The following is an 11,569-nucleotide window of genomic DNA, read 5'->3' as shown; positions in this document are numbered from 1 at the left end:
AACGGCCACGAACGTCACCGTCCGTCAACATCGGAGAACCGCAGGACGTCCCCGGTTAGTTCGGTCAACGGGACATACGGTGCCCGATGCTGCGCCCCGAACCGGCTCAACAACAGCGCCTCGAAGCCATCATCGCCAGCCTCCGCGAACGCATCGTCGAGGCACATGACCGCGGCTGGCTCGGCGAGGTCGAGGGGCTGCAGACCAGCCTGACCGCGGCCGAACAGAAGCTCGTCCACATGCGACGGACCGCCATCAACCTCGGCATCCCCACCCTGCCTACAAAGACATCAAGCGCGGGTAGCGGGGCTCGGTCGTAGGTCCGGAACCTCGCGTGCCAATAAACTTGCCGAGTGTCTGGATCGTTCTCTTGGGTAGACCTCGCGGCTCTTGTGGTCTCGACGGCCTCGTTCGGCGTCACGATCGCCATCTTCCTTCTTGGGCGGCGCCTATCGTTCCGGCAACAGCGGGAACGGGTTCGCGAGCTCGAATCCAAGGCGTGGGAGGTGCTTGGGCCGATCCGTACCGAGGGACTCAACAACAAGATCATCATCATGAACGTGGCACGCTATGAGCGCGGCTACGACGGCAGTAACAATATGACTTGGCGGGGGTACGCCTACACGGGACCAGAACTGATCGAGATTGTCCATGGCGGCGTGGAGGTCGTTATTAGAGGTAAGAAGAGCTATTACGATGACCGAGGACGACGCACTCTCACGCCAACCGAAAACCCAGCGCCTACGGTCGTCGAAGTCGGGCACATCCCGTGGGCCCGGATTGAGGACATCGCGAAGGAAGGCGACGAGTTCGACGGCGCACCTATCTTCTTCGTCCGTCACCGTGCGCCGGGGCGAAGGCCATACGACTTCATCACCTACCGCGAAGGAGTCCCCGTTCCGTTCGGGCCGAATAGCCGCGACTACTACACGCAGATCCCGGAGCTGGGAACCCGGCGACCGCGATTCATCCGAGACTGGGTTCGTTTCGTAGGGCTAATACGGCAAAACAGGAAGATGGAGGCAAACGCACGGCGGACATGGAGAGACGGTAGTTGAAGTCATTTTCCACGCATGGGAGCCAAGCCGAGCGCCACCGGCCTCTTACCGGCCGCAGTCAGGCGTCAACAGCGCCATGCTCCGAGTTGCCTCCTGCTTTCTCCGCAGGTTTTCGCCCATTTCCACCGGATCGGCGCCGAGGACCTCGATCTCCACCTCGCGGGGCTCCGGGAGGTCCCGGTTGAGTAGAGCCCTGTCCTCCGGGTGATGGAAGATCCACATGCGTGCGTTGTTGATCGTAGCGTTGTTGAACAAGTCGGCGAGCTGCACGGTGCCGGGCTGGCGCGAGTCGACCCGTCCCTCCGCGACGGCGTCCAACGTGATGTGTCCAAAGAGCGGCGACGGGTCAGCCATAAGCAAGCCCACATCGCGCGAGAGTGGAAAGGTGATTCCCCACGCGGTGAGCAGACCCACACCTGAACCAGGTGAACGGTCCGCATGAGGAATCAATGCGATCGGCGTGTCGCAGGTGCACAGCCTGCGCCGCTGAAACCTTACGAGCACCCAAGGGCGCCCGAGAAAGTAAGGCAGAATCTCCGGCAGTACCCGGAGTAGTTGTTCGATGTGTCCCAGGCTGGATAGGCGAATCGGTGGTCCACCCGGCTGTGTTACGTCAGCCCAGAGGCGATCCGCTTCTTCTTCAGTGATTTCGCGACCCAGCTTGTCCTTCGCGTAGGCAAAGACGCTGTCTCGGCCGCCCACGCCGAGTTCGATGCGGGTCGTGGCCGCAACAATTTGCTCCATATGGCGCCGCTGATTCGGTCCGCGCAGGGCCTGCGTCGCGGCGAAGACGCCGAGCGCTGTGCGTTCTTCCGAGTCGAGCGGCCAAACGTCGCGTTCGATGACTGCCCTAAGAGCGACGGAGGCCACGCGCTCCATTCGACCAAGGCTTCGTTCGAAGAGGTCGGCGTCCTTCGGCTCTGTCGTATCCAGGGAGTAGAAGTTATTGTTCGTCGCGGCGTTTTTCACCGACTGTACGAACCGCTGGTCGCCGGGGAGCCGAACAGTCCCGATCCGACCGTCCTCGGAGAACCGCTCCAGATAGAACCGCGGAACCGTATGGTGGCGGCGAGCGATATTAGGCACACCTCATTATACGGTTTCTGCAGTCCGGCGCGTGCCAGGTGGCAACTACTGACATAGCCTGCCCGATCAACGTCTGTCCGATCCGCACCCGATCTCGTCAGGCCAGCAATCCCAAATCTAGCCGGCGGCCCCGCCGTGCCCGAACTCGCTGGTTCTGCTCGCCGACAGCCCAAACGGCCAACTCCAGGGCGTCGCTGTTGACCCGGCGTCGCCGCGGCTGGTCGATCCCATAACACGCGCCCAAGGGGCGTTCCGGTTCGGCACCACACCCGGGACGCCATCAGGGCGCCCGGGTCCACATACCCGGAAGGAGCACCACCCATGTCCAGCACCGCACAACCAGGCGACGTCAACGCGGCGTTCGCCGCCGAACGCGCCGACCAGATCCAAGCCGCCAACGCGAGGCAGGCTGACTTCGACGCCCGCGTCGCCAACGGCAAACTCATCCCCCTCGGGAACGGCCGGTTCCGAGTCAACGACCCCGGCAGCTGGGACAACGGCGAAGTCCTGATCCAGCAACAGGATGGACAGATCCTGCCGCAGCACGGCCTGGACACCAGCCGCGGCCAAGTCGCCCTCTACAGCAGCGTGCCCGCCTGGCACCAGCTAGGCAACATCGTGCCCGGCGGCATCAGCGACATCGAGGACGTACTCAAGCTTGGCGGTATCGACTTCGACGTGGTGCGCCGACCGGTCGAGTTCCGCAACAGCCTCACCGGCCCGCACCGGGTGTTGTCCGAGCAGTTCGTCACAGTGCGCCAGGACACCGGCGCTGGCCTCGGTGTCGTCGGAAGCAAGTACGAAGTGCTGCAAAACCGCGACGGGTTCGCGTTCCTGCAAGACCTCGTCGACCGTCGCGACGTGATCTGGGAGTCCGCCGGCGCGGTCCGCGACGGGCGGAAGGTGTTCATCAGCATGCGCCTGCCCCACACCGTAACCATCGACGCGGCAGGCGTGGCTGACCAGATCATTCCGTTCATCGTGGCGCTCAACAGCCACGACGGGTCCAGCTTGTTCCACGTGGTTGTCACCCCATGGCGGCCGGTATGCCGCAACACCGAACGGTTCGCGCTCCGCGACGCCATCACCCGCTGGGGAGTGCGGCACACCCGCAACGCCCGCGACCGGATCGAGGAAGCCCGCCGCACGCTCGGCCTCTCCGTTACGTATTTCGACCAGTTCGCTGCTGAGGAAGAGGCTTTGGCGCGCACCGATCTGGCATTGGGGGAATACCGCCGCGTCGTCGACGACCTGTGGCAGCCACCGGCCGACGACGCGTCCACTCGCACCAAGAACAGCCACGGGCGGCGAACCGACGAGCTGATCGACCTCTACACCGCTAACGCCGCACAGCTGGGAACCACGGCATACGCCGCCGAACGCGCGCTAACCGAGTACGCCGACTGGAAGCAAACGATCCGCCCGACCGGCTCACTGCGGGGCAACAACCTCGCAGCTCGCGCCACCGCCGTCCTCGAAGGCAGCAACGACGACCTCAAGAGCCGCGCCCACCGGCGTCTGCTCACCCTTGTCCGTCGCTAACGAGGATCATGCGAACCCCTTACCATTGGCCAAACGTCGGCCGTCCGCACGTGGACCTAGACAGACATCAATCAGATGAACCGAAAGCCATAGCCCATCACGATCGGCATCCCCGGCAAGGCGTCACGGCCGTTCGCCGGTCGCCGATCTCCATGCCATCGCCAGCACGACCAAACGATCCGCCCATCTGGTGCAGAAAAGAACTGGCGCACATCCGCTGCGGGCACCTCGATGACGCCTCCGGCCAGGACTTGCACCGCGGCCGGTTCGAGACCGAGGCGGAAAGTGTCGCGCACATCGTGCTGCGCGCCCTGGGGCTAGACAGTGCGGCCTACTCCGACGCCTACGTGTTCGGCTGGGCCGACGGCGACCTCGACCTGGTCCAGCAGTGCGCCGAAACGGTCCTGCGGGTGGCCAGGCGGATCCTGACCGACCTGACCCCACCCGACGAAATGGATCCAGCCGCCGACCATACGGGCGGCGACCGCACCGAACCCGACCTGGCCGCGGCCCCTACCGCCGGCCTGGAAGATCTCGCTGCGGAGGTGGCCTGATGGACGAATTCCACGACGAACGGACGGCGCGGGCGACCCTCGGTTGGCTGTGTGAACCGGGCAACCCGTTCGTGCAGCAGTTCCTGCCCACGCGCGGCGCGACCGAGATGGTGGACATGTTGTTCTCCGGGTAAGGGTCGGTCGCGGTCCGGGCCGGGCTGCGGAACATGCCTGCATCCCGGCTGTGGGTGCAGGCGCGGGCTGCGCGCGCCGACGCGGAACGCGCCGGCTGGCGGGTGGTCATCCCGCAGGACAAGGACTGGCCGGCCGGCCTCGCCGATCTGGGCGGCTGGCAACCGGTGTGCCTGTGGGCGCACGGGCCAGCCCCCATCCCGCAGCCGGCGACGTCGGTCACCGTCGTCGGGTCGCGAGCCGCCACCAGCTACGGCCAAAACGTGGCCGCCGATCTCGCGTTCCGCCTCACCGACCGGACGTGGACGGTGGTGTCCACGCCGGCGCTGGGCGTCGACGGCGCCGCCCTCCGCGCGGCCCTCGCCGCCGGCACCGGCACCGGTAGCGGCGGTGCTGTCGCGGTCCTGCCGCATGGCCTGGACCAGATCCACCCCGCCGCGCACGCAAACCTGTTCAGCCAGCTCGCCGACCGGGGACTGCTGCTGAGCGCCTGGCCCGCCGGGGCCCAACTAACCCGGGAACGGGTCAAGACCAACCTGGCCTTGGTGGCGGCGTTAACCGCCGGCACCGTCGTGGTCGAAGCGTCCTTGCGCAGCGACGCGTTAGGCGTTGCCCACCACGCCCTCGAAGCAGGCCGGCCTTGCAGGGTGGTGCCCGGCCCGATCACGTCGGCGATGTCCGCAGGCTGCCACGAACTGCTACGCGCGCAGCCGCATGCCCGTCTGGTCACCGGCGTCGACGACATCGTCGCCGACCTACGCCGCATCCCGTGGCCAGCCAGTAGCCCACCGGCGGAAGAACCCCGATGACCCGCACACCTGACATCCCGCAACATCTGGCCGGATCGCACTGCGTAGGCGGGCTGGTCGTTCCCCAGATCACCCCGGTCAGCCGCACTGGTGTGCCACTGTTCGGCAAGATCAGTGATCTGGCGCAGTACCGGTTCCTGCACGGCCGCCGCTGCCAGGTCTGCGGCCAGAGGCTCGGCGATCGGACCGTGCTGTTCGCCCGGCACTCGGATTTCGCCTACCAGTGCACCGCTGAGCCTGGGGTTTGTCCGCCTTGCGCCGCGTACAGCGCTCGGGCCTGTCCCATGCTGGCCGGGCGCCGCGACCGCCACCGGCCTCGCCAACCCCCGGCCTTGGCTGGCATTGCGGTCAGCGACGACCAACTGCTGCGGATGGGTGCGCCGGCCGAGGACTGGTACACGGTCTGGATCCGGGACTACGACGTCGTCGCCCACCCCGCGCAGTCCGACACCCTGGCCGCCTCATGGCGGCGGATCCCGCCGCTGCGCATCCGCCGGCTGCCGGTCGGCGCCTAACGCGACCGCCACCGGCGCGTCGCCGTCGCAGCATGCGGCCCCCGTTCACCTGAACCAGTCCCGGCACCCTGCTCGGCCGCCGGTTGTGCGCGCGCATCCGCCCGGGCACGATCCACTACCCCATCGGGTTTAGCTGACCGTCGAGCCCACCCATCCCACCCTTTGACCCCGTCCGGGGCCGCGTTGATCTTGCCTGGCGCCAACCCCGGGGTTTGCCCTGGGTGGTGCGCGGCTCGGCGCGGCGCCGGCCAGCGCAGAGAGGATGCGGGCCTCATGTTCGAGCCGTCCGCGCAGATCGAGTCCGTTCTCGCCGCCGTCGTACAGAACCCGATCGCCTCGACGGGCCTGCGGGCGATGACGGAACGGGAATCGGAGTTCCCCAACCCGTTGCAGGCCAAGCTCACCGGTATCGCCCTGGACCCGTATGGCCGCGATATCGCCGACCAGGCGCTGGACGCCTACTGGTCGGACGAGCCGCGTCAGACGGATACCCTCAGCTCCAGCAGCATCGCTCGTGAGGTCATCATCGGCAGCGGCTTCCACGCCGCTGTCTACGCCGCAACTCGTGTCTTGAGCGGCTACCCGAAACCGTTGGTCTTGGAACGCAACGAGCGCGTCGGTGGCACGTTCGCGATGACCGCACGGCCGACGTTTTTCTTGAACTCGCGTAACCGTGCCGGCGCCGCGGGGTTGGCCGGTGACCAAGGGGCAGCCCTGAACTTCCTGCCCGGCGGGCTGATCCAAGCCGCGAACGTGTCCATGGTGGAGTACCAGCCGAACACCGACATGGCGTTCGTGATCCGGGTCGCTCTGGCGCAGTTCGCCGACGTGTTGACCAACGCCAACGTCCTGGCGGTTTCCCGGGACGGCAGCGGGGCGCAGATCGAGATCGCCGACCGCAGTCCGCTGTTCGCCGGTCGAATCATCGACGCGCGCGGCGTGGGTGACCCGGCCGACCAGAACATCGCCAATGGCACAACGATTCTCACCTTCCCACAGTTCATGCAACGGATGGCCCGCCTGTGGCCGCTACGGGGTATGCGTCGAGTCGCGGTTGTCGGCGGCGGCGACGCCGGCAAATGCGCGGTCGAGTCGTTCCTGGGCATCGCGCCGCAACCGCCGATGGCCGCCGCGGCCTTGGACAGCGTGGACCGCATCGACTGGTACGCCGAAGACCTGCCGACCACCTGCGAACGGTGGCAGCAGACCATCCGCGGCCGATACCAGGGGATCGGCCGCTACCTCAAGCCCGGCCGGCTGCTGACCGTGGTCAATCGGCGCGCCTTTCCCATCGCCCTGCCCGGCGCGGTACTCATCGACGGCCGCAGCTACGACCTGGTCGTGCTGTGCACCGGCAACCGGGAGACGACCATGCCCGGACTCGACCAAGGCGCATTCGACGACTACGAAACCGCCGACGAGAACGTCGTCGCCAGCCAGCACTACAGCCTTCCCGCGTTCCGCGTCGGTCCACACGCGAGACTGCCGTTCACCGACCAGGAAGCGGCGACCGGTATAGCCGCCATCCCGGAGAACGCCGTCGCGATGTTCCGCACCGCCACCAAAACAGCGGCACTGGCGGCCACACTACCGGCCGTCTACTAGCCGCTGGCGCACAGACACCGCAAACAATAGCCGGGAACGCGTCGACGACGTGACGGCTGCCGTCTCGACAATCGGTGCCGCCACCGTGGGCCACCGCCTTGACCTGGCGACGGCGGCCGGCCGGAAAATCACCGAGGCAGCACGGCCTAGCCCCGGCTGGCACTTGCGCAGCGCGGGCACCACCACCGCCAGTCCGGCAAGCCGTGCCGGCATCCCGTCACCACCACGGCCGGCCTCCGGGCGGGCGTGGTCGGCAACACGCGACCACGGCACGTGACGGCCTGCTTCCTGCACCGCACACTGTCGCGCCGATCGTCGGATCCCACGCTGAGTCTGCTGCGACAACGCAGCCGGCTTCGGCGTCCGTTGTGGACACGCCCGTGTGGAGCTCCTCCGTTGAACCCGCGCCGCTCATTCTGAGCGGCCTTCGCCAGCACAAGCCCATCCAGCCCTCAACAGGGAGCGTACATGTCCAGTGACAACTTTCGGCCGGAGCTGGAGTCTCAGCTTCCACCGGCCCGCACCTGCGCCGACCTGTTGGCCATCGTGCCGTATCTGGTCGGCTTCACCCCAAAGGCCAGCCTGGTGTGCCTTGGCGTTCGCGGCATGAAGGTTGTGTTTGCCGTACGCGCTGACCTTCCCCCCGCCGGCAGCACCGCCTCCGACATTCAGAATCTTGTCGACGACGTCACCCGGGTGATCGGCCGGCAGGGCCTGACCAGCGTGATCGCCGTCGGATACGGGACAGCGGAACAAGCCGACCCGGTACTGGTCCAGGCGGCCTCGACCATCACCTCGATCGGCTTGCCGGTCGCTGATCTGCTCCGCGTTGCCGGCAACCAGTTCTTCATCTACCAACCGGACCAGCCTGACGCGCCGCCGCGGCACGGCGGCCGCCTCACCATCGACGACAGCGTCATGGCCGCGCACGCCACCGTCGCCGGCCTCGTGGCCCTACCGAACCGGGCCACCCTCGCCGCCCAACTGGAACCCCTGGATGAAGCCGCCCGCCACGCCATGGCTCAGGTGGTCGACGACGTCCACGACCAGATGAGCATCCGGCTCGCCGAAACGGTCAAGCACCGCATGACCGAGAACGACGAACCCACGCCTGCGCGATCCTGGATCGCCGCCGCCGACGAGGTCATACAGCAGTGGGGCCGCCAGACCGCCAACGAGGCGATCAGCCAATACGAACACGGCGACCGGCTAAACGATCACGACGCCGCGCGGCTCCTGCTGCTGCTGCACCACCCGCGAGTACGCGAGCACGCGTGGGAGCACATCCGCCCGACCCCGGAACATCTGCGCATGTGGATCGACCTGACCCGCCGCGCACCGACCCCACTGGTGCCCGCACCGGCCAGCCTCTTGGCGTTCACCGCCTGGCGGCTCGGCAACGGCGCCCTAGCAAATGTCGCGATCAACCGCGCGCTCACCGCCGATCCCCGCTACCCGTTCGCCCACGCCCTGCACGAACTCCTGCGTAGCGGCCTGCCGCCCGGCGACTGGGACGACGAAAGCGGTAGCGACCCCGACTGACATTGATCATACCGGCGAGCCCTAGCGGCCTGGCTGAGGCCGGGCACGCACGACGCCCCACGACAACACTGTCCACAGTGGCGTCGCGGCCGGACGGCCGGGGCCTTCGGAACTGGCCAGCCAGGCGTTCTCACATCTGATCGCTAGGCGCTCGCCTCGGTGGAAGGGAGTCTCGATGGCGCTGTACCGCTTTGGCCTGATCCTCGGCCGTCCGGTAGAGCGGTCGCAGGCAGACGCCATCGCGGCCGTCTGCCCGGACATAACAGCTAGCCAGCAAGCCGTATCGGTGGCGCGCACAGCCGACACCTTCGCCGCGGCCATCGTGTCCGCCATCAACGACCTGGAATCCCTTGACCTCGTCCCGGTTCGAGTCTGTGCTGACGACTGGGTCACCCTTGCCGACATCGGCGCTCGGATCGGCCGATCGCGGGAGATCGTCCGGCTCTGGTCGATTGGCCAGCAAGGGCCCGGCGGCTTCCCACCCCCCGTCAATCCCGGCTGCGACACCCGCTTCTACTCCTGGACCGAAGCAACGCTCTGGCTGCGTGAAGCCATGGGCTTCAGCCTTGCCCGACCGCACGCGGACCTGGTCGCCGCGAACCTGCTGCTTCAGGCTCGCCGACTCGCGCCACTGATCCGGGACAAACGGACCCTGGCCACGCTGCTGCCCTGGCACGAGAAGCCCGCAGCCGCAAAGGCAGGCCGACCTGCTGGTCAAGTCAGGTCGACGCCCTGACCAGGACGGTCGGCCCGCCAATCCTTGGAGCTCCACTGTGGACGTCACCGGCGCATCGAATGCACGTCAATGTGAACGCTTCGTTTGCCGTAGGTCCGCATCGGTTGGCGCCGGGGTTTGGCCAGCCACACTTGCCCGTGCCCGGACCCCGACGCCTGTACCTGTACGCCGCCGCCGCTACCTGGCCCGCCTGAACCCGCTGCTGGACCGGGTAGCCATCCAGGTCAGCCTGCCACCGCAGCAGCTGCCCACCGCGGGCGAATCGACCGCCACGGTCGCCGCCCGCGTCGCGCGGGCCCGGACGACGCCACGCTGGCAGACCCAACGGTCACCTGCAACCGGGAGGCGCCCATCGAAGCGGTGCAGGCCAGCATGACCCGTCAGCGGCGCACCGAACTGGCGCCGTTGGCGGCCGCGGTGGACGACGTCCTGACCGCACCGGGGGGCGACACGCGTCCTGCTGCTGGCCTGGACCATGGCGGACATCCACGGCCGGGACCAGCCAGAACGCGACCACGTCGCTGAAGCGCTCACCCTGCGCACCGGTCAGTAGATCCAGGGTCGTTCACGCTTACCGCCACAAGCCCTCCGACGCCCGCCGCAATCGCGCCCGGCGGGGCGGTCAGGGCGGGGACCGCTCCCATTTGGTGCCACCTAGACCGGGTGGCGTTTCGCATGTTCTTCGACAGGAGTAGCCATGACTGTGAACCCGGCAATGGACCGGGCCTTCCGGCGACAGCTGCAACAGCAGGTCGACGCGCTCGCCGCGACGGTCTCACTCAAACCCAACAGCACCTGCGTCGCCTCGGCGATCGACGACGCGCGGCGGGCGGTCGCCGCCGCCTGGGTCTACACCTCCTGCGTAGTCGTCTGGGCCGAGGACCACGACCTGGTGCGGCCGCTGTTACGCCGTTCCCCCACCGGCCTGGTCCGCACCCCGGCCAGCGGCGCGCTCTGGCTCGGCCGCGCCTTCGAGCAACTGGCCGTTCACCCCGGCACCCAATGGCTGATCCATCCCGCCTACCAGCCGGCCCTGTGGGCCGGCCTGCCCAGCCCAGCGGCGTGCACCCGCCTGATCGACTGGTGGGCCAACCAGGCGCCCAGCCTGGCCTACCCGGCCACCGACACCACACCCGGATCGATCAGCGGCTGGCCGGTCGGTGACCTGCTCCCAGTCCTGCACGACCACCTGCGCGCCGGCAATGCCCTGGTCCAAACTCCGTCCTGGGTCGCCGACCTGATCCTGGACCTGAGCCTTATCCCCGCCGTCGACAGCTTCCGCGACGAACACCTCGTGCGCACCATCGACCCGGCCTGCGGCACCGGCCACTTCCTGATCCGGGCCATCGACTACCTGTGGCAATGGTGGACCACCGGCACCCTCAGCAGCCGCTCGACAAGTGGCCGGCCACCGGTCATCGGCGGCCCAGCCCGGTCGCCGGTCGAGGCGGCGCGGCGGATCCTGGCCAGCGTCGACGGCGTCGACATCGACCCGCTCACCGCGGCCGTCGCCCGTTTCCGCTCCACCATCTACATCGGACACCTCCTGGCCGACAGCGGCGTCCTGCCGCGTCCGCTGCGCCTGGAACACATCCCGCACACCATCACTCCGCGGATCGCGGTCGGTGACGCGCTGCTGCTGGGCCGGATCCCCCGCAGCCAATACCGCCGCGTCCACCCCCACCTGGCCGACCTACCGGGTGCCATGTTCCCGTGCGAGGAGTTCACCTGGCCACCCGAACCGGAGCCGAACCCAGATCCCGACCGACCACCGGCCGACGACTGCCCACGATGACCCCCCAACCGCCGGCAGGCCAACCACCCCGGACTGTGTATTCCGCACGTCGGTCAAGCCTCGCCCTCGCCAGAGCCGTCGACGGCCGGCGCGGCGGAGCAGCCCCGGCTGTCCAGGGCGACCGGAAATGGGCAGGCTTCACCTACCGGGTCAGCGACCGGGCCCGTCTGGGCCGGCTCCGGGTCGCCTGTCTAG

The 11,569-nt window shown here is 67.9% G+C and carries 12 protein-coding genes and 1 pseudogene; 12 read left to right on the top strand and 1 reads right to left on the bottom strand.

Features of this window, described 5'->3' with window-relative positions; genetic code table 11:
* The first annotated feature begins 86 nt into the window (after positions 1–86).
* Positions 87–320, top strand: coding sequence for a hypothetical protein (locus ACTMTJ_RS34765; RefSeq protein WP_441222920.1), 234 nt, complete (start codon positions 87–89; stop codon positions 318–320).
* A gap of 33 nt (positions 321–353) precedes the next feature.
* Entirely contained in the window at positions 354–1,058 is a 705-nt protein-coding gene (locus ACTMTJ_RS34760; protein WP_441222919.1) for a hypothetical protein, read from the top strand.
* A 45-nt stretch (positions 1,059–1,103) separates the two neighbouring features.
* Here the strand turns inward: ACTMTJ_RS34760 and ACTMTJ_RS34755 are convergent, their stop codons facing one another.
* On the bottom strand, positions 1,104–2,144 hold the full coding sequence (locus ACTMTJ_RS34755; RefSeq protein ID WP_441222918.1) for a DUF4238 domain-containing protein: 1,041 nt from the start codon (positions 2,142–2,144) through the stop codon (positions 1,104–1,106).
* A 321-nt stretch (positions 2,145–2,465) separates the two neighbouring features.
* On the opposite strand from ACTMTJ_RS34755, the gene ACTMTJ_RS34750 reads away from it, so the two are divergent.
* The 10 genes and pseudogenes from ACTMTJ_RS34750 to ACTMTJ_RS34705 all read left to right on the top strand — a co-directional run bounded on the left by ACTMTJ_RS34750 (position 2,466) and on the right by ACTMTJ_RS34705 (position 11,374).
* On the top strand, positions 2,466–3,686 hold the full coding sequence (locus ACTMTJ_RS34750) for a DUF932 domain-containing protein (protein ID WP_441222917.1): 1,221 nt from the start codon (positions 2,466–2,468) through the stop codon (positions 3,684–3,686).
* A 50-nt stretch (positions 3,687–3,736) separates the two neighbouring features.
* Positions 3,737–4,240: a hypothetical protein gene (locus tag ACTMTJ_RS34745; RefSeq protein ID WP_441222916.1), complete on the top strand. Its 504-nt coding sequence runs from the start codon at positions 3,737–3,739 to the stop codon at positions 4,238–4,240.
* The gene (locus tag ACTMTJ_RS34740; protein WP_441222915.1) at positions 4,240–4,374 is read left to right on the top strand and encodes a hypothetical protein; all 135 of its coding nucleotides are present in this window, start codon (positions 4,240–4,242) and stop codon (positions 4,372–4,374) included. Before ACTMTJ_RS34745 ends, ACTMTJ_RS34740 begins: the two co-directional genes overlap by 1 nt.
* A 33-nt stretch (positions 4,375–4,407) precedes the next feature.
* Positions 4,408–5,181 (top strand): DNA-processing protein DprA, encoded by a 774-nt coding sequence (locus ACTMTJ_RS34735; protein ID WP_441222914.1) that lies wholly within the window; start codon positions 4,408–4,410, stop codon positions 5,179–5,181.
* Between the two features lie 332 nt (positions 5,182–5,513).
* A complete protein-coding gene (locus ACTMTJ_RS34730; protein ID WP_441222913.1) occupies positions 5,514–5,696 on the top strand; it encodes a hypothetical protein in 183 nt (60 codons plus the stop codon).
* Positions 5,697–5,969: 273 nt separating this feature from the next.
* A complete protein-coding gene (locus tag ACTMTJ_RS34725) occupies positions 5,970–7,301 on the top strand; it encodes a hypothetical protein (RefSeq protein ID WP_441222912.1) in 1,332 nt (443 codons plus the stop codon).
* A gap of 537 nt (positions 7,302–7,838) precedes the next feature.
* Complete coding sequence (locus ACTMTJ_RS34720; RefSeq protein WP_441222911.1) at positions 7,839–8,843, top strand: DUF4192 domain-containing protein; 1,005 nt, start codon at positions 7,839–7,841, stop codon at positions 8,841–8,843.
* Between the two features lie 175 nt (positions 8,844–9,018).
* Positions 9,019–9,579 (top strand): hypothetical protein, encoded by a 561-nt coding sequence (locus ACTMTJ_RS34715; RefSeq protein WP_441222910.1) that lies wholly within the window; start codon positions 9,019–9,021, stop codon positions 9,577–9,579.
* A gap of 448 nt (positions 9,580–10,027) precedes the next feature.
* Positions 10,028–10,132 (top strand): annotated as a pseudogene (locus ACTMTJ_RS34710) (hypothetical protein); the annotation flags it as partial.
* Positions 10,133–10,276: 144 nt separating this feature from the next.
* Positions 10,277–11,374, top strand: coding sequence for a hypothetical protein (locus tag ACTMTJ_RS34705; protein ID WP_441222909.1), 1,098 nt, complete (start codon positions 10,277–10,279; stop codon positions 11,372–11,374).
* Positions 11,375–11,569 lie beyond the last annotated feature (195 nt).

It is taken from the genome of Phytohabitans sp. LJ34 (genome assembly GCF_052068095.1).
Lineage (GTDB): Bacteria > Actinomycetota > Actinomycetes > Mycobacteriales > Micromonosporaceae > Phytohabitans.
The sequence above is the reverse complement of the archived record's forward strand: the minus strand, read 5'-3'. Positions and strand labels throughout refer to the sequence as shown.